The sequence below is a fragment of the Dyella humicola genome (genome assembly GCF_026283945.1).
GTDB classification, from domain to species: Bacteria; Pseudomonadota; Gammaproteobacteria; order Xanthomonadales; family Rhodanobacteraceae; genus Dyella; species Dyella humicola.
This window is the reverse complement of the sequence record NZ_JAPDPC010000001.1, coordinates 1,003,072-1,027,510: the sequence shown is the minus strand read 5'-3', so window position 1 is coordinate 1,027,510 and position 24,439 is coordinate 1,003,072. Positions and strand designations below refer to the sequence as shown.

Sequence of the window (24,439 nt, the reverse complement as noted above, 5' to 3'; positions counted from 1 at the left end):
TCCTCTCTGATACGGAAGGCCCATCATGAAAGTGACTTCGCATTCCCTCCGCCTGTGCGCCCTCGCCCTGAGCATGGCCGCCGCCTGGCTACCCTGCGCACAGGCCGCCGACACAGCGCCCAAAGCGACGGCGCCTTCAGCCCCAGCAGCGGCAAAACGGGACGTGGTAGCGTCGAATATCGACGCATCGGTCAACCCTGGCGATGACTTTTTCGCGTTCGCCAACGGCGCATGGTTGAAGAGCAACCCGATCCCGGCACAGGAATCGATGTGGGGCATCGGCCAGGTCGTGCAGGACGAGCTCTACGCCAAGCTGCGCAAGATCAGCGAAACCGCGGCCGCGCAAAAGAACGCTGCGATGGGCAGCGATGAGCAAAAGGTGGGCGACTTCTGGACCACGGCGATGGACCAGGCCCTGGCCGACAAGCTCGGCCTCAGCCCGCTCAAGGCCGAATTCGCACGCATCGATGCGGTGCATGACCTGAACTCTGCACTGGACGAAGGCTTCGCGCTGCAACCGCTGGGCGTCGACGCCTTCTTCGATGTCGGCGTGTCGCAGGATGAGAAGAAGAGCGATGTGATGGCCGTGCATCTGGGCCAGGGTGGCCTGGGCCTGCCAGAGCGCGATTACTACTTCAACAAAGAACCGGGTGTCGCCAAGGCACGCGCCGCCTATGTGGAGCACCTGCACCGCATATTCCGCCTGCTCGGCGCCGAGGATGCCGCGGCGCGCAAAAGCGCGACCGAGGTGATGGCGTTCGAAACCGCGCTGGCCAAGGTGTCGCGTCCACTGGCCGATCTGCGCGACCCCGAAAAGAACTACCACAAGATGGCGCCCGCCGACTTCACCGGCAAACTCACGCCGTCCATCGCCTGGACTGAGCGCCTGAAGGCGTGGAAGCTGTCGCCGGAAACGCTCATCGTCGGGCAGCCTGAATTCTTCGGTGGACTGCAGGCCTTGCTGGGGAAGACGCCGGTGCCGGTACTGCGTGACTACTTGCGCGTGCATCTGGCTGATACGTATGCGCCCTACCTGAGCCAGGACCTCGATAACGAGCATTTCGATTTCTACAGTCGCGTGCTGTCGGGGCAGCAGGAGCAAAAGCCGCGCTGGAAGCGTGCGCTCAATGCGCAGGACACGGCCCTGGGCATGATCCTGGGCCGCATCTATGTAAGGGACTATTTTCCTGAGGCCACCAAGCAGCGCTACCGCGCCATGGTGGAGGCTATTCGCACGACCTACGGCGAGCGCATCGACCAGCTCGACTGGATGAGTCCCGCGACCAAGGCCAAGGCGCACGAAAAGCTGGCAGCGGTGACCAAGAAGGTCGGCTATCCGGACAAATGGAAAGACTATTCCGCGCTCAGCATCGGTCGCGAGTCGTATGCGCAGAATATGATGAACGCCAGTCGCTGGACGTTCAACGACATGCTGTCGAAGTATGGCAAGCCGGTCGACCGCGCCGAGTGGGAGATGCACCCGCAAACCTATAACGCCTACTACAACCCGTCCAACAACGAGATCGTGCTGCCTGCGGCGATCTTCATCATCCCGGGCTTTCTCGACAACCAGATCGATGATGCGGTGGTCTATGGCTATGCGGCCGCTTCGACCATCGGGCATGAAATCACCCACGGCTTCGACGACCAGGGTCGCCAGTTCGACGCTGCCGGTAATCTGAAAGATTGGTGGACCAAGCAGGATGCAGAGCGCTTCAACCAACGCGCCACCGTCATGGTGAAGCAGTTCAACGCCTACGAACCGCTGCCCGGCCTGCATATCAACGGCGAGGCCAGCCTGGGTGAGAACATCGCCGATTTCGGCGGCCTTTTGATCGGCCTCGATGCGTTCAAGAAGACCGAGCAATTCAAGAAGGGCGAGAAGATCGGCGGCTATACCCCGCTGCAACGCTACTTCCTCGGCTATGCGCTGGCGTGGATGTCGCAGGAACGCGAGGAATTGCTGCGCCGATCGCTACTGAGCGACGTACATGCGCCAGCCAAGTGGCGCGTCAACGGCCCGCTGTCGAATATCCCGGAATTCTACGAAGCGTTCGATGTAAAGCAGGGGCAACCGATGTGGCGACCGGAAGCGCAGCGCGTTCGTATCTGGTGACGTCCCGCTTTGCTCCCTCTCCCCTTGGGGAGAGGGCTGGGGTGAGGGGTCAATCTTGCGAGTGTTCCTAATCGGAGCAGGTTCTTTTCAGCCATATCGCGAGCACCCGCCCTTTACCCCCTTTTCGGGGCTCACCTCAATCCTCTCCCCGAAGGGGAGAGGAAGCTATCCTTCCTGCCGCTTCACCCAATCCGCAAAAATCTTATGCATGGCGCTCAATCCATCAAACAACGCCGCCGGCCCCGGCTGCAGAATGATCGGTGACTTGATCTCATAAATGTCTCCATGGCGAACGGCCGGAATCGCATCCCAGCCATCGCGCGCAGCGACACGCTCGGGACGAAAACGTTTGCCGCACCACGAGCCAAGAATGATGTCCGGTGCCTGCCGCACGACCTCGCCCTGATCTCCCAGGATGCGATGCTTGGCCAGCGACTCGCCCGCCATCTGCGGAAACACATCGTCGCCGCCCGCGATGCGAATCAGCTCGGCCACCCAGCGGATGCCGGTAATTAGCGGATCGTCCCATTCCTCGAAATACACCCGCGGCCGACGCTTGAACTGCGCCGCCGCCGTACGGATCGCCTCGATATGGCGTTCCGCCTGCCGCGCATAGGCGTCGGCCTTGTCGGTCGCGCCCACCATCGCACCAAGACGTCGGATATACGCAAGGATGCCGTCTACGCTGCGGTGGTTGCTGATCCACACTTCCACACCGGCCTTGACCAGGTCGCGCGCGATATCGGCCTGGATGTCGGAGAAGCCGATCGCCAGATCCGGTTCCAGCTTGAGGATCTCGCTGATCTTGGCGCTGGTGAAGGCCGAGACCTTCGGCTTCTCCTTGCGCGCCCGCGGCGGTCGCACGGTGAAGCCGGAAATGCCGACGATGCGGTGTTCCTCACCGAGTGCATAAAGCACCTCGGTCGGCTCTTCGGTCATGCAGACGATGCGCTGAGGGTAATGATCGGCCATGCCCAGGCCGTTGCTGCCATGTTCAATCACGCGTTCAATGTCCCAGCACGGTCACCGTGATCTTGCGCTGATGCGGATCAAGCCGGTGTTCCCAAAGATAGATGCCCTGCCACATACCCAGCTGCAACTTGCCCGCATGCACCGGCACCACCAGGCTGACACCGGTGAGGATGGCGCGCACGTGGGCCGGCATATCGTCCGGCCCTTCCTCATCGTGCCGGAAGATGGCGTCGCCATCGGGCACGGCGCGCGCCAGCCAGCGTTCCAGATCATCGCGTACGGTCGGGTCGGCGTTCTCGCTGATCAATAACGAGCAGCTGGTGTGCAGGCTGAAGATGTTGGCAACGCCCGTGTGCACGCCACTGGCGGTCACCACGTCACCAATCCTGTCGGTGATCTCGGTGAAGCCGCGGCCGCGCGAGTGCACGACAAAGCCATTCTGGGCAACGTGGTCAGCGGGCGCTGCGCGCATGCTTCATGCCTCCGAATGGCTGGTAGGTACGCTCAAGGATAGAGCAGACGATGCGTCCAGGTCTGGCCATGGCGACTCCAGCGCACGCGGTCGTGCAGCCGGAACTCCGCGCCGTACCAGAATTCCACCATGTCCGGTTCCACCACGTAGCCGCCCCAATGCGGGGGACGGGGCACGTCGCGGCCTTCGAATTCATGCTCGTAGCGCTTGAAGCGCTGCTCGAAGGTGTCGCGATCGGGCAAGGTCTGCGACTGCAGCGAGGCCCAGGCGCCGAGCTGACTGGCCCGCGGGCGGGAGGCGAAATAGGCATCCGACTCCTCCGCCAGCAGCTTGCGCGCCACGCCTTCGACGCGAACCTGCACCACCTCCCGCAGCTGCTTCCAATGGAAGCACAGGGCCACCTGGGCATGCGCATCGAGCTGGCTGCCCTTGTCGCTCTCGTAGTTGGTATAGAAGCGGAAACCGCGCTCGTCGGCCCCCTTGAGCAGCACGATGCGCGAACTCACCCGCCCGGCCGCATCGACCGTCGCCAAATTCATGGCCGTAGGCTCGGGATCGCCTCCCGCCGCGGCCTCGTCCAACAGTTGCAGGAAGGTGTCAAGAATCTCTGGTTTCAACATGGGGTCTTGAATCGTGGCCGCAGCGCGCCATCATGGCCGAATGTCACCAGATGCTAGCACGCAGAATTCGACCCTGGCGGGACACCTGCTCGACCAGTACGCCGGTCGCATCGCCCGCGCCCGCCGCACGTACCTGTTGGGCCTGTCCGGCCTGCAGGGCAGCGGCAAGAGCACGCTTGCCCGGGAAATGAAGCTCCAGGCGGAATCGCGCGGCTGGCCGACCGAAGTGCTCTCCCTGGATGATTTCTACTACTCGCGCAGCGAGCGGGAAGTGCTGGCGCAGCAGATCCACCCATTACTGCGCACCCGGGGCGTGCCCGGTACGCACGAGATCGAGCTGCTGCTGTCGGTGCTGGCCGCGTTGCCCCAGGCATCGGAAAAATGGCCGGTGGACTACCCCCGCTTCGACAAGGGGCGTGACACCCGTGTAACACCTTCGCGCTGGCCGCGTGTCACCCGGCCGCCGAAGCTGGTGGTCCTGGAAGGCTGGGCGCTGGGAGTGCGCCCGCAGCTTCAGGCCGCACTGGAAGAACCCGTCAATAGCCTGGAGCGCGACGAAGACCCGGATGGTCGCTGGCGCCACTGGGTCAACAAGCAGCTGCGCGCCTACCAGCCGCTATGGCGCAAGCTGGATGCCCTGATCGTGCTGCAGGCGCCGAACTGGGAAGTGGTGCGCAAGTGGCGCAGCGAGCAGGAAGAGGAATTACTGGCGCGCCATGCCCCCTTGGCCATGGATGCCGAGACGATGCTGCGCTTCCTCGCCCATTTCGAACGTCTGAGCCGGCACGCCCTGACCACCCTGCCCGCGCTGGCCGATACCTCGGTGGAATACGACGCCCATCGCCATGTGCTCGCGCTCAACCACAGTTGACGGTAACCACTCGTCAGCCTAATGGCTCCGCCATCACGGCGGTGCCATAGGCGAGCACTTCGGTGACGCCCTCGGCCACATCGTTGGCGTCGTAACGCATCGCGATCACCGCGTTGGCACCATGCTCGGCAGCGTGGCGCAGCATCAGCTCGAACGCCTCTTCGCGGGCGTGTTCGCACAACTCCGTATAGATCGAGATATTGCCACCCACCAGCGTCTGCAGCGCAGCACCGAGATTGCCGATGACGCTGCGCGAACGCACGGTGATGCCGCGCACGATGCCCATCGGGCGAACGATGCGATAGCCGGGCAGTTCGTGGCTGGTGCTGACCATGTGGGGCTGGATCTTGCCGGGCATGAAGTTGTTCTCCAGAAATTGAGGGTGTGTCGATTCGGATCGTCATCCCAGCGGCTCTTAACAGCGGAATCTCTGGTCAAGCTGGGATGACCGCACGTTTCAGGCCGTGATTAACCCGCATGTCGTAGCAGCGCAACGTAGCCGTCGCGTGCATCGGGCCACTGGGGTACGAAACCACTGGAACGCAGCCGCGCATTGCTGAGGCGCTTGCTGCCTACGCCAGACGGTGCCGCACCCTCGCCAGGAAGCGCCGCACCGGCCACTCGCGCGAGGTGGTCGTAAAGCACAGCAAGTGGCAGCGGCGTGTCATCGACACCGAGGTAGAGCGACATCGGCTCACGCAAGCTCAAGAGATGCACAATGGCCGCCGCGGCATCGTCAACGTGGATGCGATTGGCCCAGTGCGGTACCTTGCGCGGCACACGCACCGCGCCGGCGCGCAGGCGCTCGACGAGTTCGAGGCGGTCCGGGCCATACAAGCCGGCAAGCCGCAACACGATCGACGGCACCGGCTGCGCCGCCAGCCATTGCTCGGCCTCCAGCAACACCTTGCCATTGAAGCCCGGCGGATCGGGTGGCGTGTGCTCGTCCACCCATCCATCGCCATGCTCGCCATAAACGGCGCTGGATGACACGAACAGCGCGCGCTCGAGCGTGTCGCCGTCGAGCGCCGCCAGGAGATGGCGCAATCCATCCACGAAGACGGCGTGATAAGCAGCCCGGTCGCGCGCATCAGGCGTCGGCAAGTAGACCAGCTGGGTGATCCCATCGGGCAAGTCGCGCAATGTTTCCGGCTGGGTAAGGTCACCCTGCAGCCATTGAATGCCGCTGCCATCAGGCAGGGACCTACGGCGGCGCAAGGCCCATACCTGGTCGCCACGCGCCAGCAATAGCTTCGCCACGCGCAGGCCGACATCGCCGCAACCGGCAATCAGTACGCGCCCGCTCAAGCGTGCCACCGCATTGGCGCGACCGGCTTTGCGGTCCCGCGCCTGTTAGCATTTGCGCATGAATCCATCGTGCAACCTGTTTATCGTCGGACCGACCGGCGCCGGCAAGACGTCCATTGGACGTCGGCTTGCCGAGCATTATGGTCTGAGCTTCGTCGATCTCGACCAGGAAATCGAACGCCAGTGTGGCGTACCGGTGAGCACCGTCTTCGAGATCGAGGGCGAGGCCGGCTTCCGACGGCGCGAAAGCCAGCTGCTCGAGGAGTGCAGCCGTCGGCGCGGCGTACTGCTGGCCACGGGCGCGGGTGCTGTACTGGACCCGGCGAACCGCCGCCTGCTGGCCGAGCGCGGTTACGTGCTGTGGATGCAAGCCACGCTCGAACTGCAACTGGAACGCCTGTCGCAGGACCGCCAGCGTCCCCTGCTCGCCGGCAGCGATCGCGCCACGCGACTGGAGGCCATGGCCCAACAGCGCACGCATCTCTATCAGGAAATTGCCGACCTGGTGATTCCAGGCGCACACGAGCACGTACACGCTGCCAGCGCGCGCAGCATCCTCTTGATCGACCCATCCTGGCATCGCCAGCACGCCGCATGACCACACACACCGACAGCCACCTTCGCACCATCAACGTCGCGCTCGGCACGCGCAGTTATCCCGTCTGGATAGGCCCGGGCCTGCTGGCCGACCACGCGCGCTGGCGGACCGCCTTGCGCGGACGACATGCACTGGTGATCAGCAACACGACGGTGGCGCCGCTCTATCTCGATCGCGTGGCCGAAGGGCTGGATGGCCTGCGCTGGTCATCGTTCCAGCTTGACGATGGCGAGGCCCACAAGACGTTTGCGAATGTCGGCCGCGCTCTGGAAGCGCTGGCCCAGCTGGGCGCCACGCGCGACGCCTGCGTGGTCGCGCTGGGTGGCGGCGTGGTGGGCGATCTGGCCGGCTTCAGCGCCGCCTGCTGGATGCGCGGCATCGACTTTATCCAGATGCCAACCACCTTGCTCGCCATGGTCGACTCCTCGGTGGGCGGCAAGACGGGCGTCAACCTTCCCGCCGGCAAGAACCTAGTCGGCGCCTTCCACCAACCACGCGCCGTCGTGGCCGACACCAGCACGCTGGCCACGCTGCCGGACCGCGAATATCGCGCCGGTCTCGCCGAGGTCGTGAAAGGCGCTGCGATCGGCGACCCGGCTTTCTTCGCCTGGCTTGAGCAACACGCGGCCGCGCTCAATGCGCGCGAACCGGCGCCGCTGATCGAAGCCATCGCGCGCAAGGTGACCTACAAAGCCGGGGTGGTGGCGCGCGACGAAACCGAACAGGGTGAGCGTGCCTTGCTCAATCTCGGCCACACGTTTGGCCACGCGCTGGAAACGGCCGGCAAGTACAGCGTGCTGCTGCACGGCGAAGGCGTCGCCATCGGCATGCTGCTGGCGGCACAGTTGTCCGAGCGGCTAGGCATGAGTGAGGCGGTCGACACCACTCGTCTGCACCAACTGCTCACCACCCTCGGCCTGCCCACCGCGATTCCGGCTGGCATGGATCCGGACCAGCTGCTGGCCTTGATGCGGCTGGACAAGAAGAACCTCGCCGGCACTTTGCGCTTGATTCTTTGGCGAGGTGTTGGTCGTGCCGAGATCATCGGCGGCGTGGACGAGAAAGCAGTATTGGCGGTATTGGAATCGGCCACCCGCTGATTGGGAGCCCTGGTCGCCACGGTACAAATCAGGATAGCGGCGAGGCGCCCCCGACCACGCCTGCGACCGCGACGCGCTCGCTACTGCGTGCGTGGCCTTCTAGAATGCAGGCATTGTGGCAACTAGCCCCTATTCCTAAGCCCAGGTATCCATGCGTCTCTACCTGCAAGCCATGCCCGATGCCAGCCAGGCGCCGCGCTATGTCCAGATTGCGATTGAGCAGGACTTGCTTGGTGGCTGGACGCTTTACCGCGAATCCGGTGTCCAGGGCGGCAAGGCCACACTCAAACGCGAGCAGTTTCTCGAACGCGACGACGCCATCGCCGCCTTCGAGAAGGCCCGCGATGCGCAACTCAAGCGCGGTTTCCGCGTGATGTTCAGCCAGGGGCTGGAAGGCCCGTACGGACACTGAAATGTTAGAACCCCTGAAGAACGACCGCTTCCTGCGCGCCCTGCGCCGTGAGGTCACCGACACCACGCCCATCTGGGTCATGCGCCAAGCCGGCCGTTACCTGCCCGAATACCGCGCCACCCGCGCGCGCGCCGGCAGTTTCATGGCGCTGGCGCAGAATCCGGAACTGGCTTGCGAAGTGACGCTGCAGCCGCTGGAGCGGTTCGAACTGGATGCGGCCATCCTGTTCTCCGACATCCTCACCATCCCCGACGCCATGGGTCTTGGCCTGAGCTTCGCCCAGGGCGAAGGTCCGCAGTTCGCGCACCCCGTACGCAGCAAGGCCGACATCGACAAGCTCGGCGTGCCTGACATGGAAGGCGAGCTGGGCTATGCGATGGACGCCGTGCGCCTGATCCGCCGCGAGCTGCACGGCCGCGTGCCGCTGATCGGCTTTTCCGGCAGCCCGTGGACGCTGGCCTGCTACATGGTCGAGGGCCATGGTTCGCGCGATTTCGCCACGCTGAAGGCCATGTGCTGGAACGAGCCGGCCCTGGCCCACCAGTTACTGGATACGCTGGCCCGGTCCGTCGCCGCCTACCTGATCGCCCAGGCCGCCGCTGGCGCGCAGGCGCTGATGGTGTTCGATACCTGGGGTGGCCTGCTCGGCCCGGCCGCGTTCCGCGAGTTTTCCCTGCGCTACATGGCCCAGGTGATGGACGCGCTGAAGGCCGATCCGCACAGCCGCGAGCTGCCGGTGATCCTGTTCTCCAAGGGCGCCGGCCAGCACCTGTCCCAGCTGGCCGACACCGGTTGCGCCGGCCTGGGCGTGGACTGGACCATGGACATGGCCGATGCCCGCCAGGCCGTCGCCGGCCGCGTGGCCCTGCAAGGCAACCTCGACCCCGCCGTGCTGCGCGCCAGCCCCGACATCATCCGCCGCGAAGCCCGCCGGGTGCTGGATAGTTACGGCAACCACCCCGGCCATGTCTTCAACCTGGGCCACGGCATCACCCCGGAAGTGGACCCCGAGCACGTCAAGGTCCTGGTGGACGAAGTCCACGCCTACGGCCGTCAACTGCGCGGTTGAGCTGCCTTTGCTCCCTCTCCCCTCCAGGGAGAGGGCTGGGGTGAGGCGGCGGGTGCTCGCGATACCCTCCAGCTCCCGCCACTCAGTCGGCCAGCCCGCTTTTGGCACCTCACGCCCCCCACCCGTACAATCGACCCTTTGACGCCCATCCCCACGCGCCGACCCCGGCGCGCAATCGCGAGCCCCCGATGGAAAAGAGTTTCGAGCCCAGCCAGATCGAGTCGACGTGGTATGCCCGCTGGGAAGCCAGTGGCGACTTCAAGCCCTCCGGTCATGGCGAGCCGTACTGCATCCTGCTGCCGCCGCCCAACGTCACCGGCACGCTGCACATGGGTCATGCGTTCCAACAGACCGTGATGGACATGCTGGTCCGCTACCAGCGCATGCGTGGCATGAACACGCTGTGGCAGGTGGGCACCGATCACGCCGGCATCGCCACGCAGAAGATCGTGGAAAACCAGCTGGCCACGAACGACCAGACCCGCCATGACCTGGGCCGCGAGGCGTTCGTCGAGCGCGTGTGGAAGTGGAAGGAAGAATCCGGTTCCACCATCACCAACCAGATGCGCCGCATCGGCGCCGCCGCCGACTGGTCGCGCGAGCGTTTCACCATGGACGAGGGGCTCTCGGCCGCGGTGCGCAAGGTGTTCGTGGAGTGGTATCGCGCGGGCTTGATCTACCGCGGCAATCGCCTGGTGAACTGGGATCCGCTGCTGGGCACGGCCGTGTCCGACCTGGAAGTGAACAACGTGGAACGCGACGGCCATATGTGGTCGATCCGCTACCCCACGACGGACGGCAGCACCAGCCTGGTGGTTGCCACCACGCGTCCGGAAACCATGCTTGGCGACGTCGCCGTGGCGGTGCATCCGGAAGACGAGCGCTATGCACAGCTGATCGGCAAGACGCTGACGTTGCCATTGACCGGCCGCGAAATTCCGGTGATCGGCGACGACTACGTCGACCGCGAGTTCGGTACCGGCTGCGTGAAGATCACCCCGGCCCACGACTTCAACGACTACGCCATCGGCCAGCGCCACAACCTTGCGCCGATCAGCATCTTTACACTCGACGCCAAGGTCAACGAAAACGCACCGGCCAAGTATCAGGGCCTGGATCGCTTCGAGGCACGCAAGCGCGTGCTGGCCGACCTGGAAGCCGAAGGCCTGCTGGTCGAAACCAAGCCGCACAAATTGCAGGTGCCGGTGAGCCAGCGCTCGGACGCGGTGATCGAGCCGATGCTGACCGACCAGTGGTTCCTCGATCTGACCACCGACGAACTGCCCGAAGGGCGCGCCAAGCCGGTGGGCACCATCGGTGGCCGCAAAGCGATTACCGAACCCGCGCTCGACGCGGTGCGCTCGGGCGAGATCAAGTTCGTGCCGGAAAACTGGAGCACCACGTATACGCAGTGGCTGGACAACATCCAGGACTGGTGCATCAGCCGCCAGCTGTGGTGGGGCCATCGTATTCCGGCGTGGTACGACGAAGGCGGCAACATCTTCGTGGGCGAAGACGAAGCCGATGCCCGCGCGCATGCCACCACCGCGCCGGTGGGCGCCTTGCGCCAGGACGACGATGTGCTCGACACCTGGTTCAGTTCGGCGCTGTGGCCGTTCTCCACGCTCGGCTGGCCGGCTAGTGGCCCGGTGAAGAACGAGCACGGCGACATCGTGGCCGACTGGCAAAACGACAAGATCTTCCTGCCCAGCGCGGTGCTGGTCACCGGCTTCGACATCATCTTCTTCTGGGTCGCCCGCATGGTGATGGCGACCAAGTACTTCACCAGCCAAGTGCCGTTCCGCGAGGTCTACATCAACGCCATCGTGCGTGATGCGGAAGGCCAGAAGATGTCCAAGTCCAAGGGCAACACGCTGGACCCGCTGGACCTGATCGATGGCATCGAACTGGAGCCATTGGTGGAGAAGTCCACCAAGTCGCTGCTGATTCCGCAGGTGCGCGAGAAGGTGGAAAAGCGCATCCGCAAGGATTATCCGAACGGCATCCCCGCCATCGGCACGGATGCGCTGCGTTTCACCTTCGCCGCGCTGGCCAGCTACAGCCGCACCATCAATTTCGACATCAAGCGCGCGGAAGGCTACAAGGCGTTCTGCAACAAGCTATGGAATGCGGCACGTTTCGTGCTGATGAACCTGCCGGAAGGTGAGCTGCCGGCCCCCACGGGTGCGCCTGCCACCGAAGCCGAGCGCTGGATTCTTACCCGCCTCAAGCAGACCTTGCTCGATGTCGAGCAGCATTTCACCAGCTATCGCTTCGACCTGCTGGCGCAAGCGCTGTACGAGTTCACCTGGAACGAGTTCTGCGACTGGTTCCTGGAACTGTCCAAGCCGGCCTTGAATGGCGACGACGCAAAAGCCGCCGCCTCCACGCGCCACACCCTCGTCGTCGTGCTGGAAACGGTACTGCGCGCGCTGCACCCCATCGTGCCGTTTATCAGCGAGGAAATCTGGCAGTCGGTTGCACCGAAGCTCGCTCTCACGGAAAGCGGCCTGATGCAGCGCCCGTGGCCACATGCGGATGACATCGTTGCCGATGACGCCGCCACGGCGGAAATCGAGTGGTTCAAGAACGTGCTGAGCGGCATCCGCCGCATCCGTGCGGAAATGAACATCGCACCGGGCAAGACCATTCCCCTGTTGCTCGCCGATGGCGATGCAACGGATCGTGCGCGCGCCGCCAAGTTCGCCGCCCAGATCAGCTTCCTCGCCCGCGTCGACGCACCGCAATGGATCGAGTCGGGTGCTGACGAACCCGCCGCAGCCGCGGCCGTGGTCGGCTCGCTACGCGTGCTGATTCCTCTCGCCGGCCTGATCGACCTCAGCGCGGAGAAAACGCGCCTGGCGAAGGAAATCGCCCGCATCGAAGGCGAGATCAAGAAGTGTGAAGGCAAGCTTGGCAACGCCAACTTCGTGGCGAATGCGCCTGCCGAAGTGGTGACACAGGAGCGTCAGCGCATCGCCGATTGGGGCGTGCAGCTCAATGCCTTGCGTGAGCAGGCGCAGAAGCTGAGGTGACTCGCTCTTACTCCCTCTCCCCGGCGGGGAGAGGGCTGGGGTGAGGGGTCAATCTTGAGTCGAGGCTGATTCAGAGCCGGCTTTGTAGCCACTCCTTCGCGAGCACCCGCCCCTCATCCCGACCTTCTCCCCTTCGGGGAGAAGGAGAAATGCGCTACGACGGCAGTAAGTCCAGCGCCATCACAATGGCATCCTCGCGCCCCTGCTTGGCCGGGTAGTACTTGGGCCGGCGACCGATCTCAGCAAAGCCCATCGATTCATAGAGCTTCTGCGCAATCGGATTGGACGGCCGAACCTCGAGGAACACGCGCGTCGCGCCGTTCCAGCGTGCGATATCGAGCAGTCGTCGCATCAGCAGCCGACCCAGGCCAAGCCCACGATGCCCCGGACCTATACATACGTTCAGCACGTGGGCTTCGCCAGCGGCTACGGACAACACACCGTAACCCGCCGCCTCGCCTTCGGCCCACATCACCCAGCAGGGATGACCGGCCTTCAGGCAGTCGCTGAAAATGCCTTGTGACCAGGGAAAATCGTAGGAGGAGGCCTCCATCGCCGCGACGGCTGGCAAGTCTTCGCGCCGCATGGTGCGGATCTCGACATGGGGACGGGCCACAGCGACCATGGTCAATCACTCCATGGGTGCGGCCAGGGCACGCCGCAGGCTGCGCAGCGCATTCCACAGGCGACGCTTGCCGGCCGCCGAGGCCAGTACGCCGGCCGGCTCGTCGGCCAGCACGATATGCGCCCGGCTGAGCGTCGCGGCAGGCAGCTCACGACCCAGCGCATGCGCCTGCGCCTCGCCAAACACGAGATAGGCGCGGGCCTCCGGCGCCGACGGCAACCGGCCGTTACTCACTTCGATACGTGGCGCACGAGCCACGGTCGCGCCACTGGTCATCAACGCACGCCCCACCAGGTCCAGTTCGCGCTGCGAGCAACCCGCCGGCAACAGCACGACGCATTCGCCCGACCATGCGGCTGCGGGCACTGACTCGGTGGTTGCGGCAACGACTTCAGACGGCACGCGACGCACCCAGTGCGTCACACCCAAGGCGCGCAGCACACGCGCACGTTGGGCCGACGAGGCGTGTGCGAGCGCGGCCATGCTCAAGCCGCTCCGCGACGCCGACGGCGGGTCGCGCGACCCCACAGGGTCATGACCGGCCCGGATAGCAGGTACAGCGTGAACACCACGAACAACACCCGCGGCGGATCCACGAAAAACGGCACCAGGATCAACACGCCGATGATGATCCACAGGAACGGCACGCGATCGCCCATCGGCAGCGACTTGAAGCTGTAGTAGCGGAATCGGCTGACCATCAGCAGGCCCACAACCACCGCCATCACCATCGTGATGAAGCACACCTCTTCGCCGAGGATGCCGAACTTGTCCATGCTCCAGACGAAGGACATGCACACCGCAGCGGCCGCCGGACTGGGCAGGCCCTGGAAGTAGCGCTTGTCGATCACCGCCACCTGGGTATTGAAACGGGCCAGGCGCAGCGCGGCACAGGCCGCATAAATAAAGGCGGCAGCCCAGCCGATCTTGCCCCAGGTTGGGCCGAAGTCGCGCAAGGTGGACAAGGACCAGGTGTACATCACCAGCGCAGGCGCCAGGCCGAAGCTCACCAGGTCCGACAGCGAGTCGTACTGGACGCCGAACTCGGTCTGCGTGCCGGTCAGGCGGGCCACCCGGCCGTCCATACCGTCCAGCAGCGCGGCCACGAACACGGCAATGGCGGCCGAGCTGAAGTCACCACCGATGCTTACGACAATAGCGTAGAAACCGGCGAACATGGCGCCAGTGGTGAACAGGTTCGGCAGCAGGTAAATACCCCTATGACGCGGGGGGCGGACTGGCGTACTGTCGCTCATGAATCAATCCGTGACGGAATGCGCGCAGTGTAAACCATCTGCCGCTTGAGTCCGGCCGAAGGGGGTTGTTAACTTGAGCACCTTGTCCAAAGCCTTGGAGAACCCGATGCGCCGCCTGCTGATCGCCGCCGCGTTACTGCTCGTTGCGCCCCTGGTTGCCGCCCAGGCCTATAAATGGACGGACGCCAGCGGCACAGTGCACTACTCAGATGCTCCCCCGCCGCAGGGCACCAACTACAAGAAGGTCACCACCACCGGTACGGTGGAACCGCTGGCACAGCCTGCCCCCAAGGCCAACACCGAGGGCGAAGGCGAATCAGCCACGAAGCCATCGACCCAGCCAGTAGCCGACACGCCCGAGAACCGCGCCAAGCTGTGCAGCTCGCTCAAGACCAATCTTGAGACGCTCAAGAGCAGCGGTCCGGTCGTGATGGACGACGGCGGCCAGCAAAAAGTGATGGGCGCCGACCAGCGCAAGCAACAGCAGAGCGCAGCCGAAGCCCAGTACCAGCAGTACTGCTCGGGCGGCTGAACAACCGAACCATGACCTGCAGATTTGGGCCCACGACGCGGATCTTGGGCCCGAATCCACGGAGTCGGCGTCGCGGATAGCTATAATCGGCCTCTTTTAACCCGCCGGATCCGCTCGCATGCGCCTTAGCCAATTCCACCTGGCCACCGTCAAGGAAGTCCCCGCCGACGCCGAAATCACCAGCCACCGGCTGATGCTGCGTGCCGGCATGATCCGCAAGCTCGCTTCCGGCCTTTACACCTGGTCGCCGCTGGGCCTGCGCGTGCTGCGCAAGGTGGAGCAGGTGGTGCGCGAGGAAATGAACCGCGCCGGCGCCATCGAGATGCTGATGCCTTCCGTGCAGCCCAAGGAGCTATGGGAAGAAACCGGCCGCTGGGAGAAATTCGGCGGCCAGCTGCTGAAGATCAAGGATCGCAAGGAGCAGGAGTTCTGCTACGGCCCCACGCACGAGGAAGTCATCACCGACTTCGCGCGCAACGAGTTGAAGAGCTACAAGCAGCTGCCGCTCAACTTCTACCAGATCCAGACCAAGTTCCGCGACGAGATCCGCCCGCGCTTTGGCGTGATGCGCGCGCGCGAGTTCCTGATGAAGGACGCCTACTCGTTCCACCTCACGCCCGCTTCGCTGGCCGCCACCTACGATGTGATGTACCAGGCCTATTCGCGCATCTTCACCCGCCTGGGCCTGACCTTCCGCGCCGTGCAGGCCGACACCGGCGCCATTGGCGGCAACGCCAGCCATGAGTTCCAGGTCCTGGCCGACTCGGGTGAAGATGCCATCGCGTTCTCTGACGGCTCCGACTACGCGGCGAATATCGAAAAGGCCGAGGCGCTGGCACCGGCCATCGGGCGCTCTGCCCCTGCCGCCGCCTTGCAGCGCGTGGACACGCCCACGCAAAAAACCATCGATGAGGTGGCTGCGTTCCTCAAGATCCCGCCACAACAGTGCGTGAAGACCATCCTGGTGCGCGGGACCGAAGGGTTGGTCGCGCTGTGCGTGCGTGGCGACCATGAGATCAACGAAGTGAAGGCCGGTAATCTGGCTGAGCTTCCGGGCGCATCGGAGCTGGCCAGCGAGGAAGAGATCCTCGCACTGACCGGGACCCGCCCTGGCTTCCTCGGCCCCGTCGGCCTGCCCGCCTCAGTGCCGGTCATCGTCGATCGCAGTGCCGCCGTACTCGCCGATTTCGTCTGTGGCGGCAATCAGGATGGTACCCATTACACCGGCGCCAATTGGGACCGCGATGCGCGCATCAGCCGCATCGAGGACATCCGCAAGGTCATCGAGGGTGACGCCTCGCCGGACGGCCACGGCACGCTGCGAATCGCGCGGGGCATCGAGGTGGGCCACGTTTTCCAGCTCGGCCAGAAATATGCCGAGGCGCTCAAGGCCACCGTACTGGACGAAAACGGCAAGGCCCAGGTCATGTACATGGGCTGCTACGGCATTGGTGTCAGCCGTATCGTCGCTGCGGCCATCGAGCAGCGCCACGACGACGCCGGCATGATCTGGCCCGAAGCGATGGCGCCCTGGCGCATCGCCGTCTGCGTGATCAATCCCAAGAACTCGCCCGACATCGCCCAGGCAGCTGATGCGCTTTATAGGCAGCTAAATGAGCGCGGCATTGAAGCCGTGCTGGACGACCGTGGCCTTCGCCCGGGCGCAATGTTCGCCGACATGGAATTAATTGGCATTCCCCATCGCGTCGTTATCAGCGAACGCGGCATGGCTGCCGGCACGCTGGAATATCGCGCGCGCGATGCCGCGGAAAGCCGTGCCATTACGCAGGACGAGCTGCTCTCCCTGCTCGGCTAAGCCACCCGTTGCAAGATCCATAAAAACGGCCGCCAATGCGGCTGTTTTTATTTACGGGCACTGTCAGCGCACTGACTATGGTGAACATTTTTGAGTGTCCGAAATCCATGCATTTCCCATTCAAATTCAGATTCATTGCTAATAGGCCTCACCAAAGGTGGATTCATTCATTGACACTCTTTGCAATTGCGATGCACATGTTAGAGAATCAAAAGTAAATCGAAGATGCATCGTCCCTATTGAGGCGATGCCCATTTATCGCCAATACTCACCTTCGGGAGTTGCTCATGGCCGTTGATATCAAGAGCCTCAATCACAACCAGCTCAATGATCTGATCAGCAAGGCTCAACTGCGTCAGAATGAACTGCGTAAGGAAAAGGTCGCCAAGCTGCGTGAGAAGATTCACGCGCTGATCAAAGCCGAGGGCTATGCATTCGAGGATATCTTCGGCACCGGCCGCGCCAAGACCCGCCGCAGCGGTGGCACGGTGGCGCCAAAGTACCGTAATCCCGCCGAGCCGGAGCAGACATGGTCCGGCCGCGGCAAGCGCCCGCGCTGGTTCAATGACGCGCTGAAGGCGGGCAAAAAGGAAAAGGATCTGGCGATCTGATCGCCGCAGGTTCCCGATAATGAAAACGCCGGCCTAGCGCCGGCGTTTTTTATTTCCGTGGGCTATTCAGAGTGAACGACGCGGAGCGATCAAAAGATCTCCAAACAACAACCCCGCCACCAGTGCAATCAACAAGGTAATCAGCAGCATGGTCGTATCCATACCCAGGCTGGTGTCACGCTCCAGCAAATAGGATGCGCTGCGGTAGCCGACACTGCCTGGCACCAGCAAGATAATGCCGGGTTCACGAATGATCGCGCCCGGGCGATGCACGAAGCGCGCGTAGAGATTGGCCAGACTGCTAAGCGTCAAGCCACCCAGGAATACGCCGAATGGCGCAGCGGGGATATTTCCCCCAAAAGCACCGCCCCAGCGCGTCACCAGATAACCGAGCACCACGGCCGCCATCACTACCAGCCAGTCCCGCCGCGCCGCGCGAAACGAAATGGCAAACGCAAAGGCGCCCATCAACAGGGCCGGGTAATCCGTCCAGGACGGCAATGGTGGCAGGGCGTAGTCGCGCCCCACAACACCGAAAGCGCTGCACAGCTGGGTGCCCGCCACGGTACCGAAGGTCAGCTTGATCAGCGTTGCAATGGCGCCGCCCATGCGCGCCACACCGGCCACCAGGTGCTGACTGGATATTTCACGCACGGCCGTGGTGAGCGCCATGCCTGGCATCAAAACGATCAAGCCCGCCAGGATCACTGACTTGATCGCCAGCGGCACGATGAACTGGCTGACCATGATGGCAATGACGGTGGCCACCATGGCGCTGATCGCCTCGCCCGCAACAGCCAAACGAGGTCGCGTCGCCGACAGCACGGTAATGACGCCGATGATGAGACCGATAAACGCCGCCGCAATCAGATCCGCCCATGAACTGTGGAGCAGCAAGGCCACGACGGTGGCCGCCGCCAGGCCATAGCTGGCGATCACGCCGGCCTGCGCGCGACGCGTCTCCGGCCGCCCCAGATCCCGCAGAAGTCGAAACCCCTCGCGCAATTCCATGTCACCGGCGATCACCTTGTCGGCGATGGCGTCGGCATCACACAGGCGCGCCAGGTTCACATCACCCGGCGCCAACCGCATCACCTGCGTGACCTGGGCCACATCCTGCTCGCTCTGCGCCAGATCGGTAAACGAGATGATGATGGCGGTCGGACTGGACCACACATCGGCAACCAGCCCAAGCCGCTGCGCCGAACCGGCAATGGCCCCCTCCAGGCGCGGCGCAGCCGTACCGTACTGATGAAGACGGCGCGCCAGCTCCAGCAGGAAGGCAATGCGCGTATTCAGTGGCGCCATGGCAAGCGACGTAACGACGACGGACGGCGTCATCGCGCGAGGAATCGCATGGAATGTTCAGGGCTTGGCATGGGTAGGGGCGATGTCGGTGTGGCCATGGGCATGCGGCTAGTAAAACTGATTTGGATGGCCATTGTTAGGGTTGCGACGCTTTTGATCCGCATTTCGCTTCATCATGCCGACGGCGCTCAACAGCCGCACGACTTCGAGCGGAGATGACGATCGAAAGCGACTGTGCGTCGCCGTGACGATGAACAACATCGTGATGCATCAGCATCCCGCCAAACGACCACCATCACCTCAGTGAAACTGATCACTCGCGGGCACCCATGTACTGCCCGCCCGCGCCGGCACCGAATTCACAGCAGGCGGATCAGCTGCGCACCCTGGCGGCAGCGGTCCGCCGCCCACATGCGCCGCGGCGCACTGCGCGCTGTTGTCCAGCTTGGCCGTAGCCATCACCGGTGAGGCCTGAGTGGCTGCCGGTGCCGGCGTTACCAGCGGATTGCTTGGCGCAAGCTTCATCCGCTCGTAGACCACGTCGTCCACCGGCTTCGGCGGCGGATCGCCATTGCCGCAGCCGAACAGGGCCATCGGGAACAACGGCATCACCACGCACTCGACACGTACGCCACGCGGCAGGTGGAAGGTATGCCGCATGGTGGTTTTCTCCACCGCATGGCGAAGCGCCGTATCGATCGAGCTCTCACCCTCCGGCGTCCAGTCCTTCTCGAAGCGCGTCGCCTGGTAGCCAATATTGGGCGTGCCGTGCGACATGATTTCGGTATTGCCGTGTGGCTTGAGCTGGACATAGGTGCCCGTGGGTCCAGCGGACTCGTGCTCACCTTGCTGTCCTTGTCCATTGCCCTGACCAGGGGGCACGGACAGATTCAATCCATTCTTGCCGGCCACCGCGGGTGACTGGTTCACGCCACTGGGCTGTCCGGGCGCTCCCGCGTTACTGCCTTGTGGCGTGGCATTGGGCGCACGGCTGGCGCCCTGCTCACCCGCCGACTTGCTGCTCTCACTGCTGGCAGCGCTTTCCTGGGCGGCCGCCGCGCTGGGTGCTGGCGCCGCCGAGGGGGTCGAGGCGGGAGCCGCGCTTGACGGGCTCGGTGCCGCCTGTGGGGGTTGCTCGGCGGAGATCTGCGGCCGCTCGATCGTCGGCGTGTTCTCCAGCGCGATCGCCTTGGGCGCTGCAGTCTCCAGACGCGGCGCCTGCGGGCGTTCCAGGCTCGGCTGCGGATTCGGCGGCAGCGGAACCGCCTCGAGTTCGGGTTCCGCCACCTGTATGGCGGGCGCCTGGATCTGCGGATGCTCGCGCGACACCACCGGCGTCACGGTACTGGGTTCAGGCTGCAGGTTGACCGTAGGTGCGGGCTGCGCAGGTAACGGCACGGCCTGCATCTCCGGCTCTGGCGGCGCAGCAGGCTGCTCCGGCCGTGCCACGGCCGCCACGCTGGGCGGTGTATTTACCGGCGCAGCCTTTTCCATGGCGATGGTGGGCGCCTCCACGACGGGCGCCGATTGCGGCGGGATCTCGGGTATCGCCAGCGATGCCGGTGGCGGTACCGGCTCGTTGCCTTCCAGCTGGGGCTTGCGCACGGGCTCGGGCTGGAACTTCGGTGGCACCGGCTGCGACACGGGCGGTGTCTCCAGGGCGACTTGCGGTGGCTGGGCCGCCGTCGGCACCGGCTGCAACTCTTTCGTGGCTGCCGGCTTGGGTACGGTGACCGGCGGCAACGGTGCGGCCGTGATTTCCGGCTTTGGCGCGGTCGGCTTCGCTGCCGTGGCGATCACCGGCGCCTCCAGCGCGGGCACGGGTACGGGCGAGATGTCGTTGTCGGTGCGCGTTGCCGGCGTGCTGTGCTTCACCGTGCGCGGCGCGTTCGTCGCATTGCCACGATGGATCGGCCCTACCTGCCTGGGCGGCGTGCCACGTACAGGTGGTGGCGGTGGAGGTTCTTCCTGCTTTTTCTCGATCAGCCGGACTTGCAGCGCCGCGGTGGATTCTTCGTTGGGCTCTTCCTGCTCATAAGCCGGGCCTAGGATCACACCGACCAGAAACACCAGATGGACGGCGAGCGTCCCGACCAGAGCCAGGATGCGCAACCAGCGATCGCGCGGTCGCTCGGCTCGCCGCCGGCGATACACGGCACCGCCCTCCGCCGCTGACTTGGGCGACGGAAGCGACACAGTCAGCCGGGCGGAGGATTCCCTGTCCATGGGGCAAGTGTAGCCGGCGACCCGGGCTATCTGAGAAGCCCCCGCACAGCGCCGGCGACTGGCTATCCGCCGTTTTGGTCCCCCGGGTGCGCGGCACGTTCCCGCAGTTCGGCATCGACCGAACGCGTCGGCGTATCGACTGGGCAGCCGTGCGGCAGAGGCTTGTCGGCACGGTAGATCGCAATGCACTCGTCAATGCTGGGCGCAGGCGGAGCCGACGCACCCGGCGTCAATGCGTTGGCGGGCGCCATGTTCAGGCGCATATCGCCACTCTTCGACGACGGTGGCGGCGGCGGATCACCCCCACAGCCACCCGCCAGCGCAGCGAACGAGATCGCGCAATGGATGCGCACGCCCGGCGCAATGTGAAAGGTCTTCTTCACCGTCGTGCTGTCCACGGCACGCTGCAACGCATCGTCGACGCTGCTGCCGCCATGTGAAAAACCCTCCTCGAAGCGAGTCGGTTTGTAGGTGATGGGGCTGTCGTGCTGCATCACCTTGGCATCGCCTTGGGGCATCCGCTGCACGTAGCCGGGTGCCGCGGCGGGGGCTGCGCTGCTGGCGGACGGCAACGCCTGCTGCCCCGACCCTTCGTATGGCTGAGGCGTCGGTGCGGGTGCCGGCGCGGCCGCGGGGGGGCTCACGGTCATCGCGTTCTTCGCGGGCGCCTCGTGCACCGCCGGTGGCTTCACGACTTCATGCGGCATGGCGACGACCGGGGCCGGCGGGGGCGGCAGCGCCAGCGGGGCGATCTCGGCACTAGGACGAATGGCCGCGCGGGGGATCAGGCGAACCTGCAGGGCGTGGTCGCGCCGATAAGCCACCGCAGACAGGTTGCGCAAGCGCATCTCGTGCCAGGTAAGTAGCCCGAACAAGATATGCAGCAGCAACACGATGCCCAAGGCCAACCCTTGGCGTCGCCGGTTTGGCGGCGCCTTGCGCCAGCGCAACTGGTGCAACAGTGCGCGGGTGGGGCCATCGAGTGGCGCCAGCCCGCGTTTCAGGGGATCGGGCGACGTCCAGCGATGATGTTCGACCTGCTCGGTATGCTCGATGACGAGTCCCTTCCGTCTTTCATAGAGAAAACTGCGCCGCCTGCATCCTTCAGGCCACGCGAGGGGGGAGACTGATGCTGACAGCGAGCCAGTGCCTGGGTTCCCTGCCCCGCAGTGCAACTTGACCCGGCGCGACATTGGCTCAAGGCTATGCAAACGGTTCCCACCACCGTACCCGCCATGACCGCCCCCGCGTCCCGAACGCCCGGACGACCATGACGGCCCGCCATCGTCAGTCGCTCGTGCGGCTTCGTGCGGCGCCGCAGGTCATCGTCGGCACGACCCCGCGCCCTGCAAAGGAGGGTCGCATCGTGTCGTACAACACGGAAAATATCCGCAACATCGCATTAACCGGCCATGCTGGTGCCGGCAAGACCAGCCTGTTCGAAGCCTTGCTCCATGCCGGCGGCGTGATCCAGGCGCAGGGCTCGGTAGATAAAGGCACCACGCAGTCGGATACGGACAGTCAGGAAAAGGCGCGCGGGCATTCCATTGACAGCGCCATCGCCAGCATTCCCTACGGCGGCAGCCACATCAACCTGATCGACACGGCTGGCTATACGGACTTCCGCGGACCGACGCTTTCCTCGTTTGCAGCGGCCGAAACGATCGCGGTCGTGGTCAACGCCATCAACGGCATCGAATACGGCACGCGCCGCATGATGGAGCGCGCCGCGCAACGTCGCCTTGCGCGTGTCATCGTCGTCAACAAGATCGACTTCGAGGGTGCCAAACTCGGCGCACTGGTCGACGCATTGCGCGAGGAATTCGGCACGCAATGCCTGCCGGTGAACCTGCCATGCCTTGGCGGCAAACAGGTGCTTGATTGTTTCTTCCACGACAAGGGCACGACGGATTTCTCCTCCCTGGCCGAAGCGCACCAGCGCATTCTCGATCAGGTGGTGGAGATCAACGAAGCGGTGATGGGGCACTACCTCGATTCGGGTGAAGGTGACCTCAGCCCACAGGAACTGCACGACGCTTTTGAACAATGTCTGCGTGAAGGCCACCTGATTCCGATCTGTTTCGTCAGTGCACGTACGGGCGTTGGCGTGAAGGAGTTTCTCGAAGTCGCCGAGCGACTACTGCCAAACCCCGCCGAAGGCAATCCACCACCCTTCGTCAACGGCGAAGGCGAACGCATCACGGTCAATGCCGATCCCGCACAGCACGTGATCGCTGACGTATTCAAGATCGTCAATGACCCCTTCGTCGGCAAGCTCGGCGTGTTCCGCGTGTGGCAGGGCACGATTCGTCGCGACACCCAGTTATTCATTGACGACAACAAGAAGCCGTTCAAGGTCGGACACCTGTTCCGCTTGCGCGGCAAGACGCATGAAGAAATCGATCGGGCGATTCCCGGCGATATCGCCGCGATCGCCAAGGTGGAGGAAATTCACTTCGACGCCGTGCTGCACGACTCCCACGACGAAGACAGCATCCATCTCTCGCCGATGCAGTTCCCACAACCGATGTTCGGGCTTGCGCTGGAACCCAGGCACAAGGGGCAGGAGCAAAAGTTGTCGCAGGCACTCGTGCGGCTGGCGGAAGAAGACCCCTGCTTCCGCGTGGAACATCACAAGGAACTCAACGAGACCGTGGTGCGCGGTCTATCCGACCTGCATCTGAAAGTGATGCTCGAACGCATGAAGGAACGCTATGGCGTGGAGGTCACCACCCACCCGCCACGCATCGCCTATCGCGAAACGATTGCCGGCCACGCGGAAGGCCATCACCGCCACAAGAAGCAGACCGGTGGTGCGGGTCAGTTCGGTGAAGTATTCCTGCGCGTGGAACCGCTGGATCGCGGTGCGGGCTTCGAATTTGTGGATGCGGTCAAAGGCGGCGTCATTCCCGGCCAGTTTCTGCCCGCCATCGAGAAAGGTGTGCGCCAGGCACTGGAAAACGGCGCCGTCGCCGGCTTCCCGCTCCAGGATCTGCGCGTGACGGTGTACGACGGCAAGTACCATCCGGTGGACTCGAAAGAAGTGGCCTTCGTCAGTGCGGGAAAGAAAGCGTTCCTCGATGCCGTGGGCAAGGCGCGCCCGATCGTGCTCGAGCCCATCGTGGACGTCGAAGTGGCGATTCCCGAAGCCAGTGTGGGTGACGTGACCGGCGGCCTCGCCGGCAAACGTGCACGCATCCTTGGCACCGATTCGCTGCGCGGCGGCGAACTGGTCATCAAGGCACAGGCGCCGCTCGCCGAACTCACCGACTACCCCACCGAGCTAAAGGCCATGACTGGCGGCCGCGGCCGCTACAGCCTGGACCTGAGCCACTACGAACCGGTGCCGCCACCGGTACAGAAACAGCTCACCGAGGCCTGGAAGCCGCACGTGGAAGACGACTGATTCGCTGCGGGTCGATGACGTGCCCGGCACCAGCCGCGCACGTCGCCGAGGCCTGCATGGCGCTTGATGCGCGGCGGTATCGCCGC

Annotated in this window: 22 protein-coding genes; 11 read left to right on the top strand and 11 right to left on the bottom strand. The window is 64.3% G+C overall.

What is annotated here, in order from left to right; all coding sequences use genetic code 11:
* Nucleotides 1–25 precede the first annotated feature (25 nt).
* The gene (locus tag OUZ30_RS04420) at nucleotides 26–2,116 is read left to right on the top strand and encodes a M13 family metallopeptidase (protein WP_266180975.1); all 2,091 of its coding nucleotides are present in this window, start codon (nucleotides 26–28) and stop codon (nucleotides 2,114–2,116) included.
* A 165-nt stretch (nucleotides 2,117–2,281) separates the two neighbouring features.
* Here the strand turns inward: OUZ30_RS04420 and OUZ30_RS04415 are convergent, their stop codons facing one another.
* From OUZ30_RS04415 to pdxH, 3 genes are read right to left on the bottom strand one after another with little or no spacing between them, the layout of a single operon-like run.
* Nucleotides 2,282–3,088 carry a cobalamin-binding protein gene (locus OUZ30_RS04415; RefSeq protein ID WP_266183099.1) on the bottom strand — a complete coding sequence of 269 codons (807 nt, stop codon included), beginning with the start codon at nucleotides 3,086–3,088 and terminating at the stop codon, nucleotides 2,282–2,284.
* A 34-nt stretch (nucleotides 3,089–3,122) separates the two neighbouring features.
* Nucleotides 3,123–3,560, bottom strand: a complete 438-nt coding sequence (locus OUZ30_RS04410) for a secondary thiamine-phosphate synthase enzyme YjbQ (protein ID WP_266180974.1) — start codon at nucleotides 3,558–3,560, stop codon at nucleotides 3,123–3,125.
* 32 nt (nucleotides 3,561–3,592) lie between these two features.
* On the bottom strand, nucleotides 3,593–4,180 hold the full coding sequence (gene pdxH, locus OUZ30_RS04405; RefSeq protein WP_266180973.1) for a pyridoxamine 5'-phosphate oxidase: 588 nt from the start codon (nucleotides 4,178–4,180) through the stop codon (nucleotides 3,593–3,595).
* Nucleotides 4,181–4,220: 40 nt separating this feature from the next.
* On the opposite strand from pdxH, the gene OUZ30_RS04400 reads away from it, so the two are divergent.
* Nucleotides 4,221–5,051, top strand: a complete 831-nt coding sequence (locus OUZ30_RS04400; RefSeq protein WP_266180972.1) for a kinase — start codon at nucleotides 4,221–4,223, stop codon at nucleotides 5,049–5,051.
* A gap of 13 nt (nucleotides 5,052–5,064) precedes the next feature.
* Here OUZ30_RS04400 and OUZ30_RS04395 read toward each other — a convergent pair whose 3' ends face one another.
* Nucleotides 5,065–5,409: a YbjQ family protein gene (locus OUZ30_RS04395; RefSeq protein ID WP_266180971.1), complete on the bottom strand. Its 345-nt coding sequence runs from the start codon at nucleotides 5,407–5,409 to the stop codon at nucleotides 5,065–5,067.
* Between the two features lie 110 nt (nucleotides 5,410–5,519).
* Nucleotides 5,520–6,359: an NAD-dependent epimerase/dehydratase family protein gene (locus OUZ30_RS04390; RefSeq protein ID WP_266180969.1), complete on the bottom strand. Its 840-nt coding sequence runs from the start codon at nucleotides 6,357–6,359 to the stop codon at nucleotides 5,520–5,522.
* 58 nt (nucleotides 6,360–6,417) lie between these two features.
* On the opposite strand from OUZ30_RS04390, the gene OUZ30_RS04385 reads away from it, so the two are divergent.
* The 5 genes from OUZ30_RS04385 to OUZ30_RS04365 all read left to right on the top strand — a co-directional run bounded on the left by OUZ30_RS04385 (nucleotide 6,418) and on the right by OUZ30_RS04365 (nucleotide 12,573).
* A complete protein-coding gene (locus OUZ30_RS04385) occupies nucleotides 6,418–6,957 on the top strand; it encodes a shikimate kinase (RefSeq protein WP_266180968.1) in 540 nt (179 codons plus the stop codon).
* The gene (aroB, locus tag OUZ30_RS04380) at nucleotides 6,954–8,057 is read left to right on the top strand and encodes a 3-dehydroquinate synthase (RefSeq protein ID WP_266180967.1); all 1,104 of its coding nucleotides are present in this window, start codon (nucleotides 6,954–6,956) and stop codon (nucleotides 8,055–8,057) included. Before OUZ30_RS04385 ends, aroB begins: the two co-directional genes overlap by 4 nt.
* 151 nt (nucleotides 8,058–8,208) lie before the next feature.
* Entirely contained in the window at nucleotides 8,209–8,469 is a 261-nt protein-coding gene (locus OUZ30_RS04375) for a WGR domain-containing protein (protein WP_266180966.1), read from the top strand.
* Nucleotide 8,470: 1 nt separating this feature from the next.
* Nucleotides 8,471–9,538: a uroporphyrinogen decarboxylase gene (gene hemE, locus OUZ30_RS04370; RefSeq protein ID WP_266180965.1), complete on the top strand. Its 1,068-nt coding sequence runs from the start codon at nucleotides 8,471–8,473 to the stop codon at nucleotides 9,536–9,538.
* A gap of 188 nt (nucleotides 9,539–9,726) precedes the next feature.
* On the top strand, nucleotides 9,727–12,573 hold the full coding sequence (locus OUZ30_RS04365) for a valine--tRNA ligase (protein ID WP_266180964.1): 2,847 nt from the start codon (nucleotides 9,727–9,729) through the stop codon (nucleotides 12,571–12,573).
* A 154-nt stretch (nucleotides 12,574–12,727) separates the two neighbouring features.
* On the opposite strand, the gene rimI is transcribed toward OUZ30_RS04365, so the two are convergent.
* From rimI to pssA, 3 genes are read right to left on the bottom strand one after another with little or no spacing between them, the layout of a single operon-like run.
* Nucleotides 12,728–13,198 carry a ribosomal protein S18-alanine N-acetyltransferase gene (gene rimI, locus OUZ30_RS04360; protein WP_266180963.1) on the bottom strand — a complete coding sequence of 157 codons (471 nt, stop codon included), beginning with the start codon at nucleotides 13,196–13,198 and terminating at the stop codon, nucleotides 12,728–12,730.
* 6 nt (nucleotides 13,199–13,204) lie between these two features.
* Nucleotides 13,205–13,681: a hypothetical protein gene (locus tag OUZ30_RS04355; protein ID WP_266180962.1), complete on the bottom strand. Its 477-nt coding sequence runs from the start codon at nucleotides 13,679–13,681 to the stop codon at nucleotides 13,205–13,207.
* Between the two features lie 2 nt (nucleotides 13,682–13,683).
* Complete coding sequence (gene pssA / locus OUZ30_RS04350; RefSeq protein WP_266180961.1) at nucleotides 13,684–14,454, bottom strand: CDP-diacylglycerol--serine O-phosphatidyltransferase; 771 nt, start codon at nucleotides 14,452–14,454, stop codon at nucleotides 13,684–13,686.
* A 73-nt stretch (nucleotides 14,455–14,527) separates the two neighbouring features.
* On the opposite strand from pssA, the gene OUZ30_RS04345 reads away from it, so the two are divergent.
* From OUZ30_RS04345 to OUZ30_RS04335, 3 genes are all read left to right on the top strand, one after another.
* A complete protein-coding gene (locus OUZ30_RS04345) occupies nucleotides 14,528–14,986 on the top strand; it encodes a DUF4124 domain-containing protein (RefSeq protein WP_345781036.1) in 459 nt (152 codons plus the stop codon).
* A gap of 118 nt (nucleotides 14,987–15,104) precedes the next feature.
* Entirely contained in the window at nucleotides 15,105–16,802 is a 1,698-nt protein-coding gene (locus tag OUZ30_RS04340) for a proline--tRNA ligase (protein WP_266180959.1), read from the top strand.
* A 287-nt stretch (nucleotides 16,803–17,089) separates the two neighbouring features.
* Complete coding sequence (locus OUZ30_RS04335) at nucleotides 17,090–17,413, top strand: H-NS histone family protein (protein ID WP_266180957.1); 324 nt, start codon at nucleotides 17,090–17,092, stop codon at nucleotides 17,411–17,413.
* 66 nt (nucleotides 17,414–17,479) lie between these two features.
* On the opposite strand, the gene OUZ30_RS04330 is transcribed toward OUZ30_RS04335, so the two are convergent.
* The 3 genes from OUZ30_RS04330 to OUZ30_RS04320 all read right to left on the bottom strand — a co-directional run bounded on the left by OUZ30_RS04330 (nucleotide 17,480) and on the right by OUZ30_RS04320 (nucleotide 21,840).
* Nucleotides 17,480–18,754, bottom strand: a complete 1,275-nt coding sequence (locus tag OUZ30_RS04330) for a threonine/serine exporter family protein (RefSeq protein ID WP_266180956.1) — start codon at nucleotides 18,752–18,754, stop codon at nucleotides 17,480–17,482.
* A 267-nt stretch (nucleotides 18,755–19,021) separates the two neighbouring features.
* Nucleotides 19,022–20,947, bottom strand: a complete 1,926-nt coding sequence (locus tag OUZ30_RS04325; RefSeq protein ID WP_266180955.1) for a hypothetical protein — start codon at nucleotides 20,945–20,947, stop codon at nucleotides 19,022–19,024.
* A 62-nt stretch (nucleotides 20,948–21,009) separates the two neighbouring features.
* The gene (locus OUZ30_RS04320; RefSeq protein ID WP_266183097.1) at nucleotides 21,010–21,840 is read right to left on the bottom strand and encodes a hypothetical protein; all 831 of its coding nucleotides are present in this window, start codon (nucleotides 21,838–21,840) and stop codon (nucleotides 21,010–21,012) included.
* Between the two features lie 473 nt (nucleotides 21,841–22,313).
* Here OUZ30_RS04320 and fusA point away from each other — a divergent pair, with 473 nt between their 5' ends.
* Nucleotides 22,314–24,353, top strand: coding sequence for an elongation factor G (gene fusA, locus OUZ30_RS04315; protein ID WP_266183096.1), 2,040 nt, complete (start codon nucleotides 22,314–22,316; stop codon nucleotides 24,351–24,353).
* The last annotated feature ends 86 nt before the right edge of the window (nucleotides 24,354–24,439 follow it).